Source organism: Nitratireductor sp. ATLC21, assembly GCF_057196525.1.
In genome coordinates this window covers 551648-574184 of sequence record NZ_JBXUOU010000003.1, presented here as the reverse complement: position 1 = coordinate 574184, position 22537 = coordinate 551648, and the positions used below count along the sequence as shown (strand labels likewise).

Genomic DNA, 22537 nt, shown 5'->3' with positions numbered 1-22537 from the left:
TCCTCCAGGCGCTGCCGACATCCTCCCACGATATGGGGGGAGCTTTGCAAAAGCCAGTCAACAGACCTGGAGAATTATCGCTTCCCTTATAGTCCCTTCGGATGGGTCATGAACTCTTCGATGATTTCCTCGGGCGGTTTCACGAAGTCCGAGGTGCGGCTCACGCCAAGGCCGGTCAGCGCCCGCAACTTCACGGCCATTTCAGCCAGCTTCACGACAATCGGAATGCCGTTGATCACCGGCGCGCCATCCACCCGGTGTGCCTGCAATTGCGAGAATAAAAGCATGGGTATGCCGCCACCGGGGATGAGCACATCCACACCGTCGCGCACCAATGGTCTTGCCTGTTCCTCGAACAGCGCGCGCACCGTCTCAAGCCGCTCGTCGGAGCCGAAGGCGGCAAGGATCTGCCCCGGCTCGAAATCCATGGCGTGCACGCCGGTCACCCGCTCTCTCAAACCGTATTTGCCGATCTGGTGATGAAACCAGGGAATGTAGCGGCGGTTGATGGTGACGATGCCCGAGCGCTGGCCAAGCTGGCAGGCATGCAGCATGGACGCCTCGCCCATGCCCAGCACCGGAATATCGACCACCGACCGCGCCTCATAGAGGCCGGCATCCTGAAAATGGCCGATGATGAAGGCGTCATAGCCCTCGCGCTCGGCCCGCACCGCATTGCAGATCACCTCGCGCGCGCAGCGAAACTCCACGATGGCGTGGGCGTAGCTGTCATGCGGGGTGATGCCCTTGATATCGATCTCGGTGCCGGGATCGACAATCGCATCGAGATGCTTTCTGAGTTCATCCCAGTAGCCCGCGCCGTTCTGGTAATCGACATAGCTCTGATACCAGATCTTCATGCGGTCAGCTCCTGATGAGGCCCGGCAGCCAGAGGGCCAGTTGCGGGAATAGCGCCAGCAAGACCACCAGCAAAAGTGTGCAGGCGATGTAGGGCAGCGCGGCCCGCGCCACCTGCCCGATGGTCGTGCCGGCCGGGCTCACGCCCACCATGACGAAAAGCAGAAGGCCGAAGGGCGGGGTCGCAAGGCTGAGCTCCAGCGCCAGAAGCATCACCACGCCGAACCATATCTGATCGAACCCGTAGAGTGCCACCAGCGGCATGAAGATCGGAAGCGTCAACATCATGATCGAGAGCTGATCCATGAACATGCCGAGAAGCAGAAGCACCAGGAACATGATGGCAAGCACCACGTAGGCGTTCAGCTCGAAACTGGTGGCAAACGCGATCAGCCCGGAGGACGCGCCGGAGAAGGCAAGGATCTGCGAAAAGGTCGTGGAGCCCACGATGATCATCAGCATCATGGCCGACACTTTCAGCGTGCCGGTGAGCGAGCGAACGACGGCTTCCCAGCTCAGCGTGCGATAACAGGCCGCAAGCACCACCACCGAAAGCGCCCCGAAGGCGGCGGATTCGGTCGGCGTCGCCCAGCCGAGCAGGATGAGCCCGACCACGGCAAAGACCACGATGCCCATGGGCAGCACGTCGACAGCAAGCGCCCGAACGATCTCGGAGACGCTTGCCCGTTCCGCCGCATAGCCGGGTGCCGCCTCGGGATCGAGCGCGATCTGGATGCGGATCGTGGCAAGGAACATGAGCGCCAAAACGAGACCCGGAACCAGACCCGCGATCAGCAGGGCACCGACATCGATCCGCGCGAGAGACCCGAGCAGCACGGCCAGCGAGGATGGCGGAATGATCATGGCCAGACCGCCCGTCGCCAGGATCGGCCCCATGATCATGTGCGGCTTGTATCCGCGCTTGATCATGTCGGGCATCAGCGTGGTGCCCAGCATCGCCGTGTTGGCCATGGAGGAGCCCGACAGGGTGGCGAAGATCGTGCCGCCGCCTACTGTCAGATAGGACAGCCGCCCCTTGATGCCGCCAAAACACTTGTCGAGCGCATCGAACACGCGAATGGCAAGCCCCGTGTGAAACAGAAGCTCGCCCATGATGAGAAAGAGCGGCACCGGCACCAGCGCAAAACTCGTCACCGATGTGGTGGCATTGGCGACCAGCTGATCGATGCCGATCATGCCACCCATGAAAATGACAACGCCGACAATGTTGATCGCCAGAAAGGCAATCGCCACCGGCATGCCGAAGAACATCAGCGCGAGCAGCCCGCCGATCATCAGAAGGGTTGCTTCATACCAGGCCATCAGTGCGCTCCCCCGCTGCCCGTATAGGTTTCGCCCCGCACCAGCATGCGCAGGAACTCCAGCGCCATCAGGCCGAAGCCTACGGAAAGCATGGCGTAGAGAACCCAGGACGGGATGTTGATGGAGCGCATGTCGACCGCGCGCGACTGCACCATCTCCAGCCCCACCGCCGCCGAGCGCCAGCACAGGAGTGCAAGCGTCAGGATGGCGAGAACCAGCACGACCCGCCCCGCCACCAGGCGTATCGTTTCCGGCAGCGCTCCCACGAATGAAGAGATCGCCACATGGCCATTGTTGCGCACCAGCCAGGGGGCGGCCGCCATGGTGGAGAAGAGCATCACATATTCAACGATGGCGCTGGTCGACTGGAACGGGCGAAACCCGGTGTTGCGCAAGACAACATCGACAATGATGGCAAGCGAAATGAAAACGAGACTGGCGGCGCCCAGCACGGCCAGCCCGGTGATGACCCGGTTGTAGAGACGTATCAGAAACATGGCGCGCGGCTTTTCAAAGCGAGTGTGGCGGGGAGCCGGTCAGCCCCCCGCCGGTGCGGGATCAGCGGTCGTAATACGCTTCGCGCAATGCGTCGTAATATTCCGATCCGGAATCCTTCATCCGCTTCCAGGCGCTGTCATAGGCCAGATCAAGGAACTTCGCCTCTGCCTCCCCCTCGAGCGTGATCACTTCCATGCCGTTCTCGCGAACTGCCTTGTCGGTCTCCTCGATCACCTTCTGGAAGTTCTCATAGGATGTCTGCTCATATTCGGCGGCAGCATCGTTGATGATCTTCTTGGCCTCATCGCTCAGGCTGTCCCATTTCGCCGGGTTCACCACCACGGCGAGGTCGGTCTGGAAGAAGCCAGGATCGATGCGGTAGCGCAGGAACTTGTCCCAGGAGAGATCCTGAATGCCGACAATCGGCCAGCCCGATCCGTCGAACGTGCTGCGCTCCAGACCGGTATAGACATCCGGCACCGGAACGGAGACCGGAATGGCCCCCAGCGCTTCAAAGAAGGAGTTGTAGATCGGCTGCGAGCGGATGCGCTGACCGTCGAGATCGATGCCGCCATCGTCGGTCCGCTTTGGCTCATTGATCGTGTAGATGTAGAATTTCACACCCGTGTCGAGGTGAGCCAAAAGGTTCACGCCGAGCTTCTTGGAAAAGGCTTCCTGCATGATGCCGAAGCCGCCATTCTCGCGCGCCTTCGCCGCCGTCACCGTCGAGCCGACCCAGGCATCCGCCTCCGGCATTGTGCCGAGATAGTAGGAGGCGGGGCCATACTGCATGTCAACGACACCACGGCGCACGGCATCCACCTGCTGGTTGGGCGGAAACATTTCCGGCCCGCCCGCATAGTTGATCTGGATGACGCCCTTGCCGCGCTCGTTCACGAGATCGACAAAGCCCTTGAAGCTCTGCGAGAAGGCAAGCGACTGCGGGAAGGCGGAAATCGCCTTCAGCGTTTCTTCCGCACTGGCCTGTCCGGCAAAGGCGATGCTGGTCAGCGCCGTTGCAAGAAGGCCGTTTCGGATGGTCCTGGCGATCGATCTGGTCTTGGCTTGGTTCATTTCTTCGTCCTCTCTGGTTGTCCGGGCTTGTTCCACCCGGTTTTGGTTTCAACTGCTCCCTAAAGCTTTGGCGGCCGCACAAGCCCCGCATTGTCGAGCGCCTTCAGGAAGGCGGCCATGCGGCGCTGGCGATAGGCATCGACATCCATGTCGGAATAATCGAAGAAGCCGGAGCCGGTCTTCAAACCGATACGTCCCTCTTCCATGTGGCGACTGATGATCTCCGGCGCTTGATAACGCTCGTCATCGAAAGCCCCGGCGAGATAGCGGCTTGCATAATAGAGAATGTCGCCCCCGCCCCAGTCGATGAATTCCAGAAGACCCAACACGCCGAAACGCAGGCCGAACCCATAGGTCACGGCCTTGTCGACATCCTCGGCGCTCGCAACGCCCTCCTCCACGATCCGCGCCGCCTCGTTCATGGCGAGCGCCTGAATGCGCGGCACGATGTAACCGGGCGAAGCCTTGCAGACGATCGGCACCTTGCCGATGCCTTCAAGATAGGCGCGCACGAATGCGGTGGTTTCCGCATCCGTCTCATCGGCCGGGCTGAGCTCCACCAGCGGCATCAGAAAGGCCGGGTTCAGCCAGTGCGCATTGAGAAAGCGCTCGGGCGCAGAGGTGAAACCCGCCAGTTCCGTCGACAGCATGGTCGAGGTGGTCGAGGCCAGAATTGCGTCGCCATCGGCATGGGCGTCGAACAGCGCAAACGCATGGCGCTTGGCGTCCGTCACCTCCGGCACGCCCTCGAACACAATCCGCGCGCCGGAAAGGCCCGCTGCCGCCTCGCCGCGCGGCACGATGCTCACCCGCTTCATGATCTGCGGAACGGCATCGACTTTGAAAGCACCGAGTGCTGCGATGGAGGCGAGCGCCGTGCGGATCTCGTCCAGCGCCTCGTCGCGCAGTTTTGCGAAGGCGTCGGCGTCACGCTCCTTGGCATCGATCAGCCGCACCGCGTGGCCGGCATAGGCGACACATTGCGCAATGCCCCGCCCCATGCGACCGGCACCGATGCAGGCGATGGTCACGTCATCTGCCATCACAGCCCCTCGCGCAGCATCGTCTGCACCGCCTCGCGGCTTTCACCGGCAAGACCGATCTTTTCCATCGTGCGGCCCTCTGCGCGGAAATCGCGCTCGGCCACCGCACCGGCAATCGCCAGAAGGCCGGTCGCCACCGGACAGGGCACACCTGCCCATTCACCCACGGAAACCATGAAGGCGAGTCCCATGCCCACATCCTCCAGCATGTAGCGGTGCGATTTCAGGTCCAGCTTCTCGTGCCAGTCGCCGGAATCCACCAGCTTGTCATGGGCCAGATTGCCATACATCCAGTTGCTGGTCTCGTAGTGATCAGCGAGCGGGAAATGCGGCGCGCCATAGCCGAGCGCCTCGCGGATCGCCATGCGCTCATTGTCGAGCGCGGTGTGCGTGCGGCGGATGGAGGGCTGCGTCCCTTCATTGTGAATGTCCCAGCGATCAAAATGCTCGATGGGACCGGCATTCATGAGGATCAGCGGCGGGTGAATGATCGGGCCGGCATTCATCAGCGCGCCCGACAGCGCATCCTCGACCGGCTCGATGGAGGCCGGGAATACAGCTGCAATCGCCTTTATCGCATGATCCGTATGCCGCGCCGGCAGCACGCCCGTAGGCAGGCGCGAGGCCCGCGTCGTCACGCGCACCTCGAGCGGCCCCTGCTTGCGCGTCAGCCATGGCAGCGTGCCCGTTTCGGCAATCGCGATGTCGGCCTTCGAGCCCGCTTCGCGAATCCGCTTCATCATCAGGTAGGACCCGAACGTGCCCGGCGGCAGGTAGATCACCTGCCCGTCCTCCAGATGCGGGGCGAGCTTCGTGGCAATATCCTCCTGCGCGAAGGCCGGCGTTGGCGCAACGATCAGCTCCGCTCCCTTGAGCGCTGCAGCAAGATCGTCGGTCGGCACGACCGCGATCTTCCGGCTGCCCTCGTGGTCGGTCAGGGTGATGCCGCCTGCCTTCTCGACATCGGCGAAACTGGCGCGGTCGCGCCGCCACCAGCGGACATCATGGCCCGCCTCGGCGAAATCCGCCGCAGCCGCATAAGACCCGTTGCCTCCGCCCAGAACCGCTACTTTCATTCCTGTACTCCCCTCATTGCCGCGCATTTTCTTGCGGATGGTTGTTCTATTTTTGAGCAGGCAAGACCGCCGTCGCCTCGATCTCCACGACAGCCTCAGGCTCCACGAGTCTCGTCACCTGAACGGTCGCCATGGCCGGAAAACAGCGCCCGAAGACATCGCGATACGCCTTTCCGAGCCCTTTCGGGTCGGCGAGATAATCTTCAACATTGGTCACATACCAGGTAAGACGCGTCAGATGCTCCGGCCCCGCTCCAGCCGCCTCCAGCACATCGCGAATGTTGCGGAACGTCTGATGAGCCTGCGCGACAAAGCCTTTCGGAAAGCGCCCCTCCCGGTCCCACCCGACCAGGCCACCCGTATAGATGATGCCGCCATCCGTCTTGACCGCGTTGGCATAGCCCCTCGGCTGGGGCCAGCCCTCGGGGTGCACCGTCTCATGCAGCAGAGTGCGTTCGGAGTTTTCCGTCATGAAAGGCTTGCCTCCAGTTCTGCCGGCGCTGACGAAGCCCTGCCCGCAGCGTCATCCCCTCCCCGGCAAATTGCGTGTATGTCCTTCAGCGCCGCCTTCAGGCGCGCTGCGTCGGTGGCGCCCAGGCGCGAAACGATCGACATTTCATGCTCTCTCGCCTTCTTCACCAAGCCTGTTCCGAGCACCCGCCCGGCTGCGGTCAGATAGACGCGCACACGCCGCCGGTCGCGCTCGTCACTGCGGCGTTTGACAAGCCCTTTCGTCGCCATCTGGTCGACGATCTTGGTCAGGTGCGATTGTTCCATCAACGCAAGCTGGGCAAGCTGCGTCACCATCTGGCCATCCTCGTCGCAGAGGCAGGCCAGGATGCGCCATTCGGGCACACGCAGCCCCTGCTCGCGCACATGGGCGTGAAAATCGGCACTGGCTGCGTCGCTGGCGGCGGCAAGCAGATAGAGCAGATAGTCGCCCACAAATCCCGCATCCCGGTCGATCTCTATGTCGATCTCTATTCTGTTGTCTTCACTCGCCATCATATCGTCCGGTCACATCGAATTGGGGATCAGAAGCGCCATCGCCGGCAGCGCGATCAGAAGCGCAAGCCGCACCAAATCCATCGCCACGAAGGGCAGGATGCCGGCAAAGATGCGCTCCAGCGGAATGTCGGGCGCCACCGTGCGCATGACGAAGACATTCATGCCGATGGGCGGCGTGATGAAGCTCAGCTCGGTGGCGATCACCACGAAGATGCCGAACCAGATTGGATCGAAGCCAAGACCGGTGACGATCGGAAACAGGATCGGCACGGTGAGCGTGATCATCGAGATGCTTTCAAGCAGGCAGCCCAGCACCAGATAGATCAGCACGATCATGAAGATCACCGGGTACGGGCCGACGCCGAAAGCGTTGATCCAGTTGCGCAGGTCACCCGTCAGGCCGGAGAAGTTCACGTAGTTCAGGAAGTAGAGCGCCCCGAACAGAATGAAGAACATCACCGCCGTGGTCTTTGCCGTGTCGAACAGCGTGGAAAGCGTGGCCCGCAGGGTCAGCCGTCCGCGCATGAAGGTGAGAAGAAACGCCCCGCCCGCGCCCATGCCCGCCGCTTCCGTCGCCGTGAACACGCCGAGATAGATACCGCCCAGAACGAACACGAAAAGCGCCAGCGCCCAGACCACACCGCGCAAAGCGCGAATGCGGTCGATCAGTGGCAGCTTGGGCTGGGTCTCCAGATGTTCGCGATAGACCACCAGCGACAGACGCACGGCGATCATGTAGCCGATCACGCCGATCAGCCCCGGCAAAAGGCCGGCCAGAAACAGCTTGCCGATGTTCTGCTGCGTGAGAATGCCGTAAATAACAAGGATGACGGACGGCGGAATGAGAATGCCGAGCGTACCGCCCGCTGCGATGGATGAGGCAGCCAGCCGGTCCGAATAGCCATATTTGCGCATCGCCGGCAGCGAGATGCGGGCCATGGTCGCCGTGGTGGCGAGCGACGAGCCGCACACCGACGAGAACCCGCCGCAGGCGACGATGGTCGCCATGGCAAGCCCGCCCTTGCGGTGGCGCAGCCAGGCATTGGCCGCCGCGTAGAGGTCACCCGCCACGCCCGACTGAACCACGAGATTGCCCATCAGAAGGAACAGCGGCACGACGGAGAGCGTATAGCTCCTGCCACTGTCGAAGAACACCTGCCCCAGCATCGCCAGCGCCGGATGCCAGCCAACGATCGAGACAACGCCGATCAGTCCCACCGCAGTCATCGCGAATGCGATGGGCACGCCCGCGAAGATGAGCGCCAGAAGCAGCGCCATTCCGATTGGCCACGCCATCAAACGCCCCCGCCATCGCTTTTGGGCAGGCGCAGCACCGCCATGACAAGCGTGATCACCGCACAGACACCGGTGATGACTGCCGTCGCCTTGGCGAACGGCCCGAGCGGCGCACGCAGATACACCGTCACCTCATTGTAGCTGTCGAGCTGGGCCCCATGGTTCCAGAGCTGCCAGGAAACGAGCCCCAGAACCACGGCAACCACAAGCCGGGCGAGATTGAGCTGAATTCTCTCAGCCACGCCCCTGAGGCCGGCCGTGAGCAGATCAACACTCACATGCCCGTCATCCAGGCACACTGCCGGCAGCCCCACAAACACAATCGCCATCAGGAGGATTTCGGTATATTCCGCGGCACCCGGCAGCGGCGACGACAGGAGATAGCGGCCGATCACATCGACCACCGTCACCAGCGTCAGCGCCACCAGAAACGCGCCGCAAAGCACGGCGGTCGCCAGTCTTAGCCACCGCCGAGCCCGCATTGCGATCCGCTCGGAGGAGGCGGCCATTATTCAGCCGCCACCGCTTTGATTTCGTCCTTGAGCTTGCCCATCACGACGTCGAAATCGAGTCCCTTGGCCTCATAGGCCTTGGCCAGATCGTCGAACATGGGCTGCGTCTTCTCACGCAGCGTCGCAAGCTCTTCCTCGGTCGCATCGTGGAAGTCGACGGTCGAGCCGATCACTTCCATGCCGGCTGCATCCGCCGCATCCCAGGCCTGCCCCGCCATACGCGAGAACGCTTCGCCGGCAACCTCTTCGATGGCCGCCTTGTCCTCATCCGACAGGCTGTCGAACTTCGCCTTGTTCATTACGAAGAAGAACGAGACATTGTAGAGACCGCCCGGCACACGCAGCGCCTTGTCGACCAGCGTTTCCAGCTTGAAGAAGGGCACGGATTCGACGGGGAAGAAAATACCGTCGGCGATGCCGCCCGACAGGATCTCATAGGACTGCGGAGACGGTGCCTGGATCGACACCATGTCCATCGCTTCGGCAAGCTTGTTGGTGATGTTGCCCGCAACGCGGATCTTGGCACCGGACAGGTCCGAAAGAGGCGAAACCGGCTTTCCCTTGGTGAACAGCAGCCCCGGCCCATGCCCGAAGACGCCCAGCACCTTGGTGCCGCGATGCTCTTCGGCCTGCGCCAGATCGCTCTCGAACACACGCCAGAAGGCCACCGAAAGGCTCTCCGACGTATCGGCCAAGAACGGCATTTCGGCGATTTCGGTCAGGGTGAAACGCCCCGGCGTATAGCCATGCACGCCGAATGTCAGGTCCACGGCGCCATTGGCGGCAAGATCGAAATGTGCCGGCGGCGGCCCGAGCGGCGCATCCAGGATCTGCACCTCGATACGGCCGTCGCTGGCCTCTTTCAGCTTCTCCGCCCATGGGATCATCATGTCCCGGACGATCGGATGAGATGGTGGCAGCCAGTTCGACATGCGCAGAACTGTCTCCTGCGCCATCGCGCCGAAGCTCATGACTGTCGTCAGAATAGATGCAGTTACAAATGTTTTTAGCATGCGCGTCATTGTCTTTTCTCCATGACGGCCTCCTCCTGTGCATGAGGCTTCCATAAGTTTTCATGCTCTTCAAGCTTAAAAAGATGAAATTTCACTTTTTTAGGTTTGAAGCTTGACAGAGAAAAATATGCGAATTCATATTAATCGCAAAGCGTGGCCACCGCTCACAACCAACAAGAAGATTTGGAAGGGCCGTCGCAGGAGGAGAGATCGCCAATGAGCGAGTTGAAGCTCAAGGTACGCAAATCCGAGGCACTCACACCGCAGATCCGGGCGCTCGAACTGGAGGCGGTCGATGGCGGCCCGTTGCCGGGCTTTTCAGCCGGCGCGCATATCCGCGTCACGCTGCCCGATGGCTCGGATCGGCACTATTCTCTCGTGAATGCGAGCGTTCAGCCCGGCGCCACCGACGCACCCACCACCTATCGCCTCGGCGTGCGCCTGGAGGAGGACAGCAAGGGCGGCTCCCGCTTCATGCATGGGCTGAAAGAGGGCGACATCATCGAAACCTCCGCGCCGCGCAACGATTTTGCGCTGGTCGATGCACAAGCGCCTGTCCTTCTCATCGCCGGTGGCATCGGCGTCACGCCGCTCATCTCCATGGCTGCCGAACTCAAGGCGAAGGACCGCCCTTTCTCGTTTCACTATGCCGGCCGTTCGCGCACGCTTCTGGCCTTTGTCGATGCGCTTGAGGCCATCGAAACCAATGCCCTCACCATCCATTGCGACGACGAGCCCGAAACCTGCATCGACCTGAAGGCGCTGATCGGCAAGGCGCCGGCGGAAGGCCACATCTATGTGTGCGGCCCGCGCGGCATGATCGAGGCGGTGCGCGAGATCGCCCATGCCCGTGGCATCGCCAAGGATCACGTGCATTTCGAACTGTTCGAGGCGCATGAGGCCGAAGCGGGCGACAAGCCCTTCGAGGTCGAGATCAGCTCCACAGGTCAGGTCTTCACCATCCCGCCGGGCAAGTCCATCATCGAAGTGCTCGAGGAGGAAGGCGTCGACCTGATCTATGATTGCCAGCGCGGCGATTGCGGCATCTGCCAGACAACGGTCCTGTCCGGCATTCCCGACCACCGCGATGTCATCCTCACCGACGATGAACGCGCGGCAAATGACGTCATGCAGATCTGCGTGTCACGCGCAAAATCCGACCGGCTCGTCCTCGACCTCTAGGAGACCGACTGGACGGCGGCCAGCAAGGGAGCAGCAAGCCATGAGCCGTTACGCGAACAACCCCCAGGCGATCAGAAATCTGATCCGGCCCACGGAAGTCCACCGCGACGTCTATATCGATCAGGAAGTGTTCGAGCTGGAGATGAAACATCTCTTTGCCAACACCTGGGTCTTTGTCGGCCATGAGAGCCAGACGCCCAACAAGGGCGATTATTTCACCACCGAGATCGGCACGCAGCCGGTGATCATGGTGCGCCACTCCGACAACGAGATCTACGTCCTGCACAATCGCTGCCCGCACAAGGGCACGAAGATCGCCATCGACCGGACAGGCAACACCGGAAAATTCTTCCGCTGCCCCTATCACGCCTGGTCGTTCAAGACGAATGGCTGCCTGCTCGCCATCCCGCTGCGCAAGGGCTACAAGGACACCGGCCTCGAAGAGAGCGAATCCGTGCACGGCCTCGCCTCCGTCGGTGCGGTGAAAAACTATCGCGGCTTCATCTTCGCCCGCCTCAACAAGGAAGGCCCGGACTTCGAAAGCTTCTTCGGAGAATCGCTGAGCTCCTTCGACAATATGGTCGACCGCTCTCCCGAGGGCCGTCTGGAAGTGGCCGGCCCGCCGCTGCGCTACATGCATCGCTGCAACTGGAAGATGCTGGTCGAGAACCAGACCGACACCTGCCATCCCATGGTCGCGCATGAAAGCTCCGCCGGCACGGCCATCGACCTGTGGGAGAAGATGGACAAGCCCGAAGGCACGAAGAAGCCCATGGCCATGGAGGTGATCGCCCCCTTCATGAGCCCCTATGAATTCTTCGAGAACATGGGCATCCGCACCTGGCCGAACGGTCACGGCCACACCGGCGTGCATCACTCGATCCACTCCGACTATTCAGCGATTCCCGGCTATTACGAGCAGATGGTCGAGGCCTATGGCGAGGAGCGCACAAAGGCGATCCTCGGCGAGAACCGGCACAACACGGTCTATTTCCCCAACATCATGATCAAAGGGCCGATCCAGCAATTGCGGCTGTTCACCCCCATCGCCGCCGACAAGACGCTTGTCGAAAGCTATATCTACCGGCTGGTGGGCGCGCCCGACATGCTTCTGGAGCGCACCGCCATGTACAACCGCATGATCAACGCGCCCACCTCCATGGTCGGCCATGACGATCTGGAAATGTATGAGCGCGCGCAGGAGGGCCTGCATTCCGACGGGCTGGAATGGGTCAATGTCCAGCGCCTTTACCAGGAAGGCGAGAATTTCGACGAGATCGCCGTCGAAAACGGCACCACCGAGCGCCAGATGCGCAACCAGTTCCACGCGTGGGAAAAATACATGACGATGACGATGGAAGGAGACGCGTAATGAAGGCTCCCACCCGCGACGACCTGATCGACTTCGTCTATGAAGAAGCCCGCATGCTGGACGATGGGCGCTTTGACGAATGGCTCGATCTGTGGACCCACGACAGCTATTACTGGATGCCCCTCGACTACAATCAGGAAGACGCCAAGCACGTCACCTCGCTGCTGCATGAAGATGCCTTCATGCGCAAATTGCGCGTCGAGCGCTTCAAGGGCGAGCGCACCTTCTCGCAAAAGCCGAAGACCCGCTGCCACCACGTTCTGAACCGCCCCTTCATCGACCATATGGACGAGGAGAAGGGTGAGTATGTCACCCACACGGCATTCCACTATGTGGAGACGCGGCTCGACGACCAGATCCTGCTCGCCGCCACGGCACGTCACGAGTTGAAACTCATCGAGGGAAAGCTGAAGATCACCCACAAGCGCGTCGATCTGCTCAATTCCGATGCCGCCTTCGGCAATATCCAGATGTTCCTTTGAAAGCGCGCAGCAGATGAAATCGCAGATCCCGCCGTTCGACACCGTGTTCGCGGCCTTTGCCGACACCGCCGGGCGCTGGCCGGACCGCCCCTTCCTGCACGTGCTGGAGGAGACGGCCACGGTCTACGACATCCCCGCCGGCGAACTCTCCTATGGCGCCGCACTTGCCGAGATTGAACGCCTGAGAAACGCCTATGCCGCCGGCGGCTATCGCACCGGCATGCGCGTCATGCTCCTGATGGAAAACCGGCCGGGCTTCTTCCTGCACTGGTTCGCCCTCAATGCGCTGGGGCTTTCGGTCGTGCCGGTCAATCCCGACCTGCAATCGGCCGAACTGGAATACATGGCCGGCCACGCGCGCCCGGTTCTGGCGGTGGCCATCGCGAGCCGCGTGGCGGATCTCGAGCAGGCTGCAACTGCCTCCGGCGTCGGCTTTCCGGTCGTCACGCCCGAGGCGGACACCCCGCCGCTCGATCCGCGCTTTGCAGACATGGAGACGCCGCAGGGCGCGCCGCTCACCCGCGAAGCGGCCATGCTCTACACCTCCGGCACAACGGGCAAGCCCAAGGGCTGCGTCCTGTCGAACCTCTATTTCCTGCATTCGGGCCGCTGGTACGCGAAGGCGGGCGGGCTTTGCGCCATGAACGAAGACGGCGAGCGCATGATCACGCCGCTGCCGATCTTCCACATGAACGCCATGGCCTATTCGCTGATGGCGATGATCACGGTCGGCGGCTGCCTCATCGCGCTCGACCGTTTCCACCCGCGCAGCTGGTGGCAGAGCGTGCGTGACAGCCGGGCCACCTGCCTGCATTATCTGGGCGTCATGCCGTCCATTCTCATGAAGGCCGAACCCACGGAAGAGGACAAGGCGCACAATGTGCGCTTCGGTTTCGGCGCGGGCATCGATCCCAAGCTGCACGGCCCATTCGAGGAGCGTTTCGGCATTCCGCTGATCGAAGGCTGGGCCATGACGGAGACGGGGGCTGGCGCGGTCATCGTCGCCAATCACGAGCCCCGCAAGCGCGGCACGAACTGCCTTGGCCAGCCCGGCCCGGACATCGAGGCCCGCGTGGTCGCCGACGATGGCAGCGATGCAGCCCCCGGCCAACCCGGCGAACTCCTGGTACGCCATGCGGGCGAAGATCCGCGTTTCGGCTTCTTCTCCGAATATTACGCCAACCCCGAGGCCACTGCCGAGGCGTGGGAAGGCGGCTGGTTCCACACCGGCGACATCGTCATGCGCGACGCCGATGGCGACTTCTTCTTCGTCGACCGCAAGAAGAACGTGATCCGCCGTTCCGGCGAGAACATCGCCGCCGTGGAAGTGGAATCCTTCCTCATGCAGCATCCCGACATCAAGGCCGCAGCAGTCGCAGCAGCACCCGACGAGCTGCGCGGCGACGAGGTCTTCGCCTGTCTCGTGGTCGAGAGCGGCGAACGCGATGAGGCGCGCGCCCGCGAGATCGCCGAATGGTGTCTGGACCGTGTCGCCTATTACAAGGTTCCGGGCTACATCGCCTTTGTCGACGCCCTGCCCCTGACCTCCACGCAGAAGATCCAGCGCGGCGAACTGAAAACACTGGTCGCCCGGCTTCTCACCGATCCGGCAACGGTCGACACACGCGCCCTGAAGAAAAGGCGCGCGGCCTGATGGCGGGTCGCACCTCAAGACGGATGGGCTATGAGGGCGTGGTGCTCGCCGCGCCCGCCACCACGCCCTATCAGCGTTTTTCCAAGGAAACGGCGCATTGGTGGATCGCCCGCGCGCTGCGCCAGTCGCTTCAAAGTGCCGGCCTCAGCCCCCGCGATGTCGACGGCTTCTCGGTTTCAAGCTTCACGCTCTTTCCCGACACGGCGGTGGGGCTGACCCAGCATCTCGGTCTCACCCCGCGCTGGCTCGATCACATCCCCATGGGCGGGGCGAGCGGCGTCGTGGCGCTCAGGCGCGCCGCCCGCGCGGTGCAGGCGGGCGACGCCGACATCGTTGCCTGTGTCGCCGGCGATACCAACCATGTCGACAGTTTCCGGCGCATGCTCTCAAGCTTCAGCCGCTTCGCGCAGGACGCCTCCTATCCCTATGGTGCAGGCGGGCCGAATGCCTGTTTCGCGCTCCTGACCGACCACTATATGAGCGCCTATGGTGCGACCCGCGAGGATTTCGGCCGCATCTGCGTCGCCCAGCGCGACAATGCGCTGAAGAACCCGCATGCGGTGATGAAAAAGCCGCTCACCATGGATCAGTATCTTTCCGCGCGCATGATCTCCGATCCCATCGCGCTGTTCGATTGCGTCATGCCCGTCAGCGGCGCAGAAGCGTTTCTCGTGATGCGTGAGGAAGACGCCCGCGCCGCCGGCCTTGCCTACGCGCATATTCGCGGCAGCATCGAACGCCACAACGCCTTCCCCGAAGACCCGATCCAGATGCGCGGCGGCTGGGCCATGGATATCGACGAGCTTTACGCCATGGCCGACGCCAGGCCCGACGACATGGACCTCTTGCAGACCTATGACGATTACCCGGTCATCTCCATGATGCAGTTCGAGGATCTGGGCTTCTGCGGGAAAGGTGAGGGCCCGGCCTTCGTGCGCGAGCGCGATCTCACCATTGCCGGCGATTTTCCGCACAACACGTCGGGCGGTCAGCTTTCGGCCGGACAGGCAGGAGCCGCCGGCGGTTTCATCGGCATGGTCGAGGCCATCCGCCAGGTCACTGGCAGAGCCGGTCCCACCCAGGTGGAAGGTGCGACGACCGCCATGGTCTCGGGCTTCGGCATGATCAATTACGACCGTGGCGTCTGTTCCAGCGCCGCCATCATTTCGGGAGCGGGCACATGACCGACGCCATCCTGCCGCCGCCGAAGAAAGACCCGCAAAAGCGCACCCGCACACAGACACTGCCCTCGGGCCTCAGAAGCCGCGCGGCGCTGGGGCTCACGGCGGCTGCCGCCGAGGGGCGCTTCATGCTGCAGGTCTGCGGCGAATGCGGCGCGCTGCAATATCCGCCGCGCGACGCCTGCTCCACCTGCCTGTCGACCGACCTCCCCTGGCGCGACATCGACCCGGCGGGCGAGCTCATCGCCGAAACCACGGTGCGCACCAGCACCAACACCTATTTCCGCGAACGCACCCCATGGCGTGTCGGCACCGTCCGGCTCGACGCCGGCCCCTCCGTCATGTGCCATGTCCATGGCGATGTGCCGCGCGGCGGACGGGTGCGCATCATCAACCGGCTCGACAAGTCGGGCCAGGGCGTTCTCTACGCCCTGCCTCCCGAAGGGACGCCCAACATGGAAGACGATCCGCAACTGCGCGAAATCACCGCCGATCCCAAATTCCGCCGTGTGCTCATCACCGATGCACGCAGCGAAAACGCCGTGGCGCTGGCCGAGGCCTTTGCAAAGGCCGGCGCGTCGATCATCTTCATCGGTGAGCCGGAAGGCTGGCGGCCCTATCCGCACCGCACAGCACTTGAGGCGATCCCCAATGTCCAGATCGTGCCGCTCGACGTCACCGACACCGCATCGGTCGCAGAGCTGGCCGGCGAAATCGGCGGCAAGACGGACATTCTCGTCAACAATGCCCGCTTCGTGCGCCCGGGCGGCATCATGGACCGTGGAGACACCGTGTTCGCCCGCGACGAGATGGAGGTGAACTATCTCGGCCTGATGCGGCTTGCCCAGTCCTTCGGCCCGGCCATGCGCGGGCGCGGCGCGGACGGCGACAACAGCGCCGCCGCATGGGTCAACATCCTGTCGGTCTACGCTTATTCCAACATGCCGGCCTTTGGCGCCTTCTCGGCTTCCAATGCCGCCGCCTACTCGCTGTCGCAGTGCCTGCGCGCTGAGATGCGCCCCGGCGGCGTGCGCATGATGAATGTCTATACCGGCCCGACGGACGACGCATGGCACCAGCCCCTGCCGCCGCCCAAGGTCGCGCCCGCAGCCCTTGCCCGAGCCATCGTCTCCGGCCTCAAGGACGGGCTGGAAGATGTATTCGTCGGCGATGTGGCGAAGGACCTGATCGAGCGCTGGCGCGCCGGTGCAAAAGTGCTGGAGCGCGAGATGAGCGAAACCGACGGAGGCGGCGCATGAACGTCCACGCAACCGACCCATCCGCCCTTCTGGGCAATCTGGCGGAGGCGCTCGCCACCGGCGCAATCGAGGTGGTGGACCTCACCCACACGCTCGATCAGGATTTTCCGGTCATCGTGCTGCCACCGGAATTCGGCCAGTGCGCCCGCTTCCGCATGGAAGAAGTGTCCGCCTATGACCATCGCGGCCCGGCGTGGAAATGGAACAATTTCACCTGCAGCGAGCACACCGGCACCCATTTCGATGCGCCCTCGCACTGGATCTCCGGCCGCGACGTGCCCAATGGCAGCGTCGACGAGATTCCCGCCGAGCGCTTTATCGGCCCGGTCTGCGTGATCGACTGCTCCGAAGGCGCTGCCGCCGATGAGGATTTCGAGCTGACGCCGAAGGTCATCGAGGCGTGGGAGGCCGAGCACGGTCGCATTCCCGCCGAGAGCTGGGTTCTGATGCGCACCGACTGGTCAAAGCGCCGGGGCGCGGCCTATCTCAACATGCGTGAGGATGGCGCGCATTCGCCCGGCCCCACACCGGCGGCAATCCGGCTTCTGGTGGACGAACGCGGCATCCGCGGTTTCGGCACCGAGACCGTCGGCACCGACGCCGGTCAGGGATCGCACTACACGCCGCCCTACCCGGCCCATTTCTATCTTCATGGCGCGGGGCGCTACGGGCTGCAATGCCTCAACAATCTCGACCGGCTGCCGCCCACCGGGGCCATGCTGATCGCGACCCCGCTCAAGATCAAGAACGGCACTGGCAGCCCGCTGCGCGTGGTGGCGCTTGTACCCGGCAGGACCTGACCCGATGGAAAAAGAGCTGACAGCCGTCATCACCGGCGGCAACAAGGGCATCGGCGCGGACCTCGCCCGAACCATGCTGGATGCCGGCTACCGCGTCATCTCGGTCGCGCGCCGCGCGCCGGAGTTCTCGCATGAACGGCTGAGCTCGGTCGAGGCAGACCTGCTGGACGACACAGCCGTCAGCGCGGCCGCAGCCGAGATCGCCGGCAGGCACGACGTCACCCATTTCGTGCAGAATGCAGGCCTCATCTGGCCGAATCTCATCGAAGACGCCAGCGCCGAGGACATCACCGGCCTCGCCCAGCTTCACCTTGGCTCCGCCCTCACGCTTTTGAAAGCCTTCCTGCCTGCCATGAAGGAACGCCGCTTCGGCCGTGTTCTCTTCAATGGATCGCGCGCAGCACTGGGCGCACAGACCCGCACCGCCTATGGCGCATCCAAGGCCGGCATGGTGGGCATGGCGCGAACCTGGGCGCTGGAACTCGCCCCCCACGGCATCACCGTAAACGTGGTGGCGCCCGGCCCGATCCAGACCGACAATTTCTGGGGCATCATCCCCAAGGGCAGCGAGCGCGAGGCAGAGCTTGCCAAACGCATTCCCGTTGGCCGGCTCGGCGCGGTGGAAGACGTCACCAACGCCTTCATGTTCTTCGCCGACCCGAAGGCCAGCTTCGTCACCGGCCAGACGCTTTATGTCTGCGGTGGTGCAAGCGTCGGCAGCATGCAGCTTTGACAGCGACCCACGTCAGCTACTGGCAGTGACGATGGAGCGCGCCGCCTGAAGCAGCGGGTCGTCGTCCCTCTCTTTCAAGTATGCGAAAACCAGCCGCGCGGCAGCATGCGCCTTGCAGATCAGGTCCACCTCGCCGTCCGCCTCGGCCGAGCGCGCAGCTTCTGCATGCAGCAGGCCGACGCCGACCCCGCCCGCGATCAATGTGCGCGTGACCTGCTCCCGGTCAACGCTGATGATGCGGGTGGGCCGAAAATTATGCCTGCGAAAGAGCGCCTCGGCCGCTTCCCCGCAACACGTGTCAGGGGCCGGTCAAATCCACGGCATCTCCGCCAGTTCCTGCCAGTTGGGCTTGTCTTTCGCGTCCACGGTCCCGGGCGGAACGGCAAGATAGATCGCAAAGCGCAAGACATCGACCGCAGCCAGGTCGTCGCCGGGTTCGCCTGTCTCATTGTAAAACCCGGCATCCAGCCCGCCATTGCGAATGCCTTCGGCAATGGAGCGTGAGGTTCCATGCCGCAGCACGACATCCACCTGCGGATAGCGCTCGGCAAAGCCCGTCATCAGCCGCCCCAGCGCCTCAGGCCCCGAGTTGCAGCCCATGCCAAGCCGCAGGCGTCCGGTGAGGCTGCCCTTGAGGCGGGATGCCTCCTCAAGCAGTTCACGGTGGGCACCTAGCGTCTGTTCGGCCCTCGCAAGCAGGCGTTCGCCATCCCCCGTCAGGATCATGCCGCGCGGTGCGCGCTCGAAGAGGGAAAGCCCAAGCGTCTCCTCCATCGCCTTAATGTGTGCGCTGACGGCAGGCTGGCTGAGATGGATGCGCTCGGAGGCCCGCGTAATGCTCCCCTCGCGAGCAACGGCAACGAAGGTTCTCAGTTGCTGAATATCCATTCCCGCCTCATCGCTCGGTCGCCAGACGCATGTCTACACCATGCCAAGAGCATACCACCACAGGAGATCGAGCGGCATGAGCACGAGCGCGCCGATGGCGAACATCACAAGGCAGAGCCGGACCACCGCACCTGTCGGCAGGTCGCCCAGTTGCATTGCCGTTATCAGCGGCGGTGCCTGATAGGGCAGAAACACGTTGGAGAAGGCCAGCACCTGCGTCATCAGCACCGTGGTGAGCGGCAGCCCCGTCAGTGTCGCAAGGTTCTCCGCCACCGGCGTCATGATCGCGGGCACGCCGGGCAGGTTCGTGATCATCGCCACCAGCGTCGAAATGCCCGTCAGCATGGCGACGTTCCAGAAAGGCCGGTCTGCCTGAAATCCGGCAAGACCGCTCAGATTTTCCACCACCACTTCGCCCAGCCCGGTCGACGAAAGCACCGTGCCAAGACCGAGAATGCCGGCAACGAAAAAGAGCGAGGCGTAGTTCACGTCCTCATTGATGCATTTTTTCGAGGTGAGCCCGGACCCGGGCCACAGGCAATAGAGACCGGCGGCGAGCGCGATCCAGCCCGGCGAGATATGATGGAGCGTATCGGTCAGCCACAGGGCAAGGCAAAGCCCCAGCACCATTGTCAGCCGCCTTTCCGCCGGGGACATCCCCGGCTGGTCTGTCGGCACCTCCGGCTGGCGCTGCGGATCGCCATCGGGAAACATCTTCAGGATCAGCACGACGAGCACGCCCGCCTTCAGAAGGCCCAGAACCGGGAAATGAATGGTCAGATAAGACCAGTAGGAAATGCGCGCGCCATAAAGCGTCTCGGCCATACCGGCCAGGATCATGTTGGGTGCGTTCGCCGGCAGGATGGTGAAGGCCGGCAGGCAGGTTCCGAAGGCTGCGGCCAGAATCATGCCGGTCCGCCCGTTGCTCTCCTTGCCATATCCCATGTGATCGGCGAGCGCGACGACGATCGGCAGAAGCAGCACGATGCGCCCGATAGACGACGGCATGACGAAGGCCAGCGCCAGGCTGAAGCCGGTCACGCCCGCAATAACGGTGAAATAGCGCGTGCCGAGCATGCCCGCGAGCACTGCCGCCATGCGTTTGCCAAGGCCGGTGTAACGGATCGACACCCCCAGAATGATGCCCCCGAAGAGCAGCCAGAAGGTCGATGAATAGAAGCCGGAAAATACCGCCTGCGCCGGGGCGATACCGGAAAGCATGGCGATGAGAAAGAACATCAGCGCGGTCCAGTATTCGGGGACCGCGGCTGTCGCCCACATGCCGATGCAGAAGACGGCAAGCCCCGCCGCAAGCGCCATTTGCGCCGGTAACAACAGGCTGGTGCCCAATCCGACAGCACCGGCGACAGCAAAAACACCCGCCGATTTCAGAATATTCCCCGCTTGCCCATCCCCTTGCGGGGCCAACCTGGAAAGCCCCGCGAGAGAACGCGGGAGTGGCAGGGGCGATTGTTCGTTCATGAGATGAGGAGACCTCCGGGAAGCAATGTCTTGTGGGAGACATTGCTCTCTTCCCCCTTCTCCGATCCAATCGTTTGTTGAAATGTGTGCCCTCAGAAAAACAGAGGGAAGCGCCACGGATATGGCAGCTTCCCCTGTAAGGACGCGGGTGACGAAGAAATCCGGATCTAGCTCCCGTGAGCCTCGTTGCGCAGTCCTTCCACAATACGGAGAAATGCGAGTTGTCCGGGATCCGGCAAACCGACGCTCTTTTCACCGAACATGCGCGCGCGCCCCAGCTTGTTCGGCAGATCCCGATAGCGCTCCACAGTGTCCCCGGCTGCTTTGATCGTCGTCTCGACCATCACTTGCGGTGAAGTTCCCTCAAGCGCACTGGCAACGGCATCGAGACTGTCGAGCACCGTTTTGTCACCCAGATTGCCCTTTCCGCGCGCCATCATGGCGTCACGCGCGGCAGCAACGAGGCCCGGCATCTCCTCGGGTTCGATCCCGGGTTTTCCTTTTTCAAGTTTCGCCGCCGCCATGAAGCCCGTGGCGAGCAGCGTACCGTAGGAGGATGACGAGACGCGTTGAAACGCCTTTGCCACGTCAAGGAGCGCCATGCCCACATCATCGGGAAGCTCCGCCGCGGCAGCCTCCGCAAACCCTTTTGACACGGTGATCCCAAGATCGCCGTCCCCGAGGGCACCATCAGCAGCGCAAAGCTCCTCGCTGGCCGCAGCGGTGTGGGATGCGATGCGTTTGAGGGTTTCTGAAATCGCCTTGCTGTCGATCATCGCCCGCTCCTAAACACGCCAGAAGGCGCATTCTGCCGGCGCCTTCAGCAGGCCTTCCAGTTCATCGTCCAGTTTGATCATCGTGATCGTTGCGCCCGTCATTTCCATGGAAGTGGCATAACGACCGACCAAAGGCATCACGATTTCGACACCTTCCGCATCAAGCACCTTCTTTGCTTGTCGATAAAGAATGTAAAGCTCTTCGGCTGGCGTTGCGCCAAGCGAGTTCACCAGAATGGAGATGCGGTCACCCTTCGCAAGCGGCTGGTCGGCCATGAGACGTTCCAGCATCTCCTCCGCGATCTCGTCTGCCGGCTTGATCGCGTCGCGCCAGATGCCGGGCTCGCCATGGATGCCCATGCCCATTTCCATTTCCGTCTCGCCGATCTCGAATGTGGGCTTGCCCGCCTGCGGGATGGTGCACGGCGTCAGCGCCATGCCGATGGAGCGGCAGGCATCCGCCGCCTTCTGGGCGATACGGGTGACTTCATCCAGGTTGTCGCCGCGCTCGGCGGCCGCACCCGCGATCTTGAATGCGTAGACCATACCGGCCACGCCGCGCCGCTTCTCGGCTTCTTCCTTTGGCGCTGAAACCACATCGTCGGTCAGAAGCACGGTGGTCGTGCGGATGTCGTGTTCCATCTCGGCCATTTCACCGGCCATGTCGAAATTCATGACATCGCCGCCGTAATTCCCATAGAGGCGCAACACGCCCGCGCCGCCATCGGCCAGCCGGATGGCCTCGGCCATCTGTTCGGCTGACGGGCTGGCGAAGACATCTCCAATGGCGCAGGCATCGAGCAGGCCAGTGCCCACATAGCCGGTGAAGACCGGGAGATGGCCGGAGCCACCGCCCGTCACGATGCCGACCTTGCCTTTCTTCGCCCCCCCGGCCCGTGCAATCACGCGGCGCACAGGCTGGGCGTAGATTTCAGGATGAGCTGCAACCATGCCCTCCAGCATCTCATCGACATAGTCAGCTGGATTGTTCAGGATTTTCTTCATGCTTGTCCTCCCTGGGAGCTGT

The 22537-nt window shown here is 62.8% G+C and carries 22 protein-coding genes and 1 pseudogene; 8 read left to right on the top strand and 15 right to left on the bottom strand.

Annotated elements, in window-relative coordinates:
- Positions 1 to 86: 86 nt before the first annotated feature.
- The 11 genes from AC2CHD_RS17300 to AC2CHD_RS17250 all read right to left on the bottom strand — a co-directional run bounded on the left by AC2CHD_RS17300 (position 87) and on the right by AC2CHD_RS17250 (position 9710).
- Complete coding sequence (locus AC2CHD_RS17300) at positions 87 to 860, bottom strand: aspartate/glutamate racemase family protein (protein ID WP_484554658.1); 774 nt, start codon at positions 858 to 860, stop codon at positions 87 to 89.
- Positions 861 to 864: 4 nt separating this feature from the next.
- Positions 865 to 2181, bottom strand: a complete 1317-nt coding sequence (locus AC2CHD_RS17295) for a TRAP transporter large permease (RefSeq protein ID WP_223005484.1) — start codon at positions 2179 to 2181, stop codon at positions 865 to 867.
- Positions 2181 to 2678, bottom strand: a complete 498-nt coding sequence (locus AC2CHD_RS17290; RefSeq protein ID WP_484554657.1) for a TRAP transporter small permease — start codon at positions 2676 to 2678, stop codon at positions 2181 to 2183. The genes AC2CHD_RS17295 and AC2CHD_RS17290 overlap by 1 nt, the downstream gene beginning before the upstream one ends.
- A gap of 61 nt (positions 2679 to 2739) precedes the next feature.
- Positions 2740 to 3753, bottom strand: coding sequence for a TRAP transporter substrate-binding protein DctP (gene dctP / locus AC2CHD_RS17285; RefSeq protein WP_484554656.1), 1014 nt, complete (start codon positions 3751 to 3753; stop codon positions 2740 to 2742).
- Positions 3754 to 3812: 59 nt separating this feature from the next.
- Positions 3813 to 4796, bottom strand: coding sequence for a 3-hydroxybutyryl-CoA dehydrogenase (locus AC2CHD_RS17280; protein WP_484554655.1), 984 nt, complete (start codon positions 4794 to 4796; stop codon positions 3813 to 3815).
- The gene (locus AC2CHD_RS17275) at positions 4796 to 5872 is read right to left on the bottom strand and encodes an NAD/NADP-dependent octopine/nopaline dehydrogenase family protein (RefSeq protein ID WP_229449725.1); all 1077 of its coding nucleotides are present in this window, start codon (positions 5870 to 5872) and stop codon (positions 4796 to 4798) included. The genes AC2CHD_RS17280 and AC2CHD_RS17275 overlap by 1 nt, the downstream gene beginning before the upstream one ends.
- Positions 5873 to 5918: 46 nt before the next feature.
- On the bottom strand, positions 5919 to 6344 hold the full coding sequence (locus tag AC2CHD_RS17270; protein ID WP_229449724.1) for a RidA family protein: 426 nt from the start codon (positions 6342 to 6344) through the stop codon (positions 5919 to 5921).
- Positions 6341 to 6877: a MarR family winged helix-turn-helix transcriptional regulator gene (locus AC2CHD_RS17265; RefSeq protein WP_484554654.1), complete on the bottom strand. Its 537-nt coding sequence runs from the start codon at positions 6875 to 6877 to the stop codon at positions 6341 to 6343. Before AC2CHD_RS17265 ends, AC2CHD_RS17270 begins: the two co-directional genes overlap by 4 nt.
- Positions 6878 to 6889: 12 nt before the next feature.
- Entirely contained in the window at positions 6890 to 8176 is a 1287-nt protein-coding gene (locus tag AC2CHD_RS17260) for a TRAP transporter large permease (protein ID WP_484554653.1), read from the bottom strand.
- Positions 8176 to 8685, bottom strand: coding sequence for a TRAP transporter small permease (locus AC2CHD_RS17255; RefSeq protein WP_007009257.1), 510 nt, complete (start codon positions 8683 to 8685; stop codon positions 8176 to 8178). Before AC2CHD_RS17255 ends, AC2CHD_RS17260 begins: the two co-directional genes overlap by 1 nt.
- Positions 8685 to 9710: a TRAP transporter substrate-binding protein gene (locus AC2CHD_RS17250; RefSeq protein WP_484554652.1), complete on the bottom strand. Its 1026-nt coding sequence runs from the start codon at positions 9708 to 9710 to the stop codon at positions 8685 to 8687. The genes AC2CHD_RS17255 and AC2CHD_RS17250 overlap by 1 nt, the downstream gene beginning before the upstream one ends.
- A gap of 207 nt (positions 9711 to 9917) precedes the next feature.
- Between AC2CHD_RS17250 and AC2CHD_RS17245 the strand changes: the two genes are divergently transcribed.
- The 8 genes from AC2CHD_RS17245 to AC2CHD_RS17210 are packed head-to-tail and all read left to right on the top strand — an operon-like array spanning position 9918 to position 18364.
- The gene (locus AC2CHD_RS17245) at positions 9918 to 10883 is read left to right on the top strand and encodes a PDR/VanB family oxidoreductase (protein WP_484554651.1); all 966 of its coding nucleotides are present in this window, start codon (positions 9918 to 9920) and stop codon (positions 10881 to 10883) included.
- A gap of 40 nt (positions 10884 to 10923) precedes the next feature.
- Complete coding sequence (locus tag AC2CHD_RS17240; RefSeq protein ID WP_484554650.1) at positions 10924 to 12255, top strand: aromatic ring-hydroxylating dioxygenase subunit alpha; 1332 nt, start codon at positions 10924 to 10926, stop codon at positions 12253 to 12255.
- Positions 12255 to 12737 (top strand): aromatic-ring-hydroxylating dioxygenase subunit beta, encoded by a 483-nt coding sequence (locus AC2CHD_RS17235; protein WP_292897927.1) that lies wholly within the window; start codon positions 12255 to 12257, stop codon positions 12735 to 12737. The genes AC2CHD_RS17240 and AC2CHD_RS17235 overlap by 1 nt, the downstream gene beginning before the upstream one ends.
- A 13-nt stretch (positions 12738 to 12750) precedes the next feature.
- Positions 12751 to 14391: an AMP-binding protein gene (locus AC2CHD_RS17230; RefSeq protein WP_484554649.1), complete on the top strand. Its 1641-nt coding sequence runs from the start codon at positions 12751 to 12753 to the stop codon at positions 14389 to 14391.
- Positions 14391 to 15575 carry a thiolase family protein gene (locus AC2CHD_RS17225; protein WP_484554648.1) on the top strand — a complete coding sequence of 395 codons (1185 nt, stop codon included), beginning with the start codon at positions 14391 to 14393 and terminating at the stop codon, positions 15573 to 15575. The genes AC2CHD_RS17230 and AC2CHD_RS17225 overlap by 1 nt, the downstream gene beginning before the upstream one ends.
- Entirely contained in the window at positions 15572 to 16831 is a 1260-nt protein-coding gene (locus AC2CHD_RS17220; protein ID WP_484554647.1) for an SDR family NAD(P)-dependent oxidoreductase, read from the top strand. Before AC2CHD_RS17225 ends, AC2CHD_RS17220 begins: the two co-directional genes overlap by 4 nt.
- Positions 16828 to 17631 (top strand): cyclase family protein, encoded by an 804-nt coding sequence (locus AC2CHD_RS17215; RefSeq protein WP_484554646.1) that lies wholly within the window; start codon positions 16828 to 16830, stop codon positions 17629 to 17631. Before AC2CHD_RS17220 ends, AC2CHD_RS17215 begins: the two co-directional genes overlap by 4 nt.
- Positions 17632 to 17635: 4 nt before the next feature.
- Positions 17636 to 18364, top strand: a complete 729-nt coding sequence (locus tag AC2CHD_RS17210) for an SDR family NAD(P)-dependent oxidoreductase (protein ID WP_484554645.1) — start codon at positions 17636 to 17638, stop codon at positions 18362 to 18364.
- A 12-nt stretch (positions 18365 to 18376) separates the two neighbouring features.
- Here AC2CHD_RS17210 and AC2CHD_RS17205 read toward each other — a convergent pair.
- The 4 genes and pseudogenes from AC2CHD_RS17205 to AC2CHD_RS17190 form a co-directional block, all read right to left on the bottom strand.
- A pseudogene (locus AC2CHD_RS17205) lies at positions 18377 to 19252 on the bottom strand (LysR family transcriptional regulator).
- A gap of 33 nt (positions 19253 to 19285) precedes the next feature.
- Positions 19286 to 20734 carry an SLC13 family permease gene (locus AC2CHD_RS17200; protein ID WP_484554644.1) on the bottom strand — a complete coding sequence of 483 codons (1449 nt, stop codon included), beginning with the start codon at positions 20732 to 20734 and terminating at the stop codon, positions 19286 to 19288.
- A 167-nt stretch (positions 20735 to 20901) separates the two neighbouring features.
- A complete protein-coding gene (locus AC2CHD_RS17195; RefSeq protein WP_484554643.1) occupies positions 20902 to 21510 on the bottom strand; it encodes a dihydroxyacetone kinase subunit L in 609 nt (202 codons plus the stop codon).
- 9 nt (positions 21511 to 21519) lie between these two features.
- Positions 21520 to 22515 (bottom strand): dihydroxyacetone kinase subunit DhaK, encoded by a 996-nt coding sequence (locus AC2CHD_RS17190; RefSeq protein WP_484554642.1) that lies wholly within the window; start codon positions 22513 to 22515, stop codon positions 21520 to 21522.
- Positions 22516 to 22537: the final 22 nt, after the last annotated feature.

Coding starts and splice junctions, on each gene's coding strand:
- AC2CHD_RS17300 (WP_484554658.1), bottom strand. CDS start 860: ATGAAGATCTGGTATCAGAGCTATGTCGATTACCAGAACGGCGCGGGC.
- AC2CHD_RS17295 (WP_223005484.1), bottom strand. CDS start 2,181: ATGGCCTGGTATGAAGCAACCCTTCTGATGATCGGCGGGCTGCTCGCG.
- AC2CHD_RS17290 (WP_484554657.1), bottom strand. CDS start 2,678: ATGTTTCTGATACGTCTCTACAACCGGGTCATCACCGGGCTGGCCGTG.
- dctP (WP_484554656.1), bottom strand. CDS start 3,753: ATGAACCAAGCCAAGACCAGATCGATCGCCAGGACCATCCGAAACGGC.
- AC2CHD_RS17280 (WP_484554655.1), bottom strand. CDS start 4,796: ATGGCAGATGACGTGACCATCGCCTGCATCGGTGCCGGTCGCATGGGG.
- AC2CHD_RS17275 (WP_229449725.1), bottom strand. CDS start 5,872: ATGAAAGTAGCGGTTCTGGGCGGAGGCAACGGGTCTTATGCGGCTGCG.
- AC2CHD_RS17270 (WP_229449724.1), bottom strand. CDS start 6,344: ATGACGGAAAACTCCGAACGCACTCTGCTGCATGAGACGGTGCACCCC.
- AC2CHD_RS17265 (WP_484554654.1), bottom strand. CDS start 6,877: ATGGCGAGTGAAGACAACAGAATAGAGATCGACATAGAGATCGACCGG.
- AC2CHD_RS17260 (WP_484554653.1), bottom strand. CDS start 8,176: ATGGCGTGGCCAATCGGAATGGCGCTGCTTCTGGCGCTCATCTTCGCG.
- AC2CHD_RS17255 (WP_007009257.1), bottom strand. CDS start 8,685: ATGGCCGCCTCCTCCGAGCGGATCGCAATGCGGGCTCGGCGGTGGCTA.
- AC2CHD_RS17250 (WP_484554652.1), bottom strand. CDS start 9,710: ATGACGCGCATGCTAAAAACATTTGTAACTGCATCTATTCTGACGACA.
- AC2CHD_RS17245 (WP_484554651.1), top strand. CDS start 9,918: ATGAGCGAGTTGAAGCTCAAGGTACGCAAATCCGAGGCACTCACACCG.
- AC2CHD_RS17240 (WP_484554650.1), top strand. CDS start 10,924: ATGAGCCGTTACGCGAACAACCCCCAGGCGATCAGAAATCTGATCCGG.
- AC2CHD_RS17235 (WP_292897927.1), top strand. CDS start 12,255: ATGAAGGCTCCCACCCGCGACGACCTGATCGACTTCGTCTATGAAGAA.
- AC2CHD_RS17230 (WP_484554649.1), top strand. CDS start 12,751: ATGAAATCGCAGATCCCGCCGTTCGACACCGTGTTCGCGGCCTTTGCC.
- AC2CHD_RS17225 (WP_484554648.1), top strand. CDS start 14,391: ATGGCGGGTCGCACCTCAAGACGGATGGGCTATGAGGGCGTGGTGCTC.
- AC2CHD_RS17220 (WP_484554647.1), top strand. CDS start 15,572: ATGACCGACGCCATCCTGCCGCCGCCGAAGAAAGACCCGCAAAAGCGC.
- AC2CHD_RS17215 (WP_484554646.1), top strand. CDS start 16,828: ATGAACGTCCACGCAACCGACCCATCCGCCCTTCTGGGCAATCTGGCG.
- AC2CHD_RS17210 (WP_484554645.1), top strand. CDS start 17,636: ATGGAAAAAGAGCTGACAGCCGTCATCACCGGCGGCAACAAGGGCATC.
- AC2CHD_RS17200 (WP_484554644.1), bottom strand. CDS start 20,734: ATGAACGAACAATCGCCCCTGCCACTCCCGCGTTCTCTCGCGGGGCTT.
- AC2CHD_RS17195 (WP_484554643.1), bottom strand. CDS start 21,510: ATGATCGACAGCAAGGCGATTTCAGAAACCCTCAAACGCATCGCATCC.
- AC2CHD_RS17190 (WP_484554642.1), bottom strand. CDS start 22,515: ATGAAGAAAATCCTGAACAATCCAGCTGACTATGTCGATGAGATGCTG.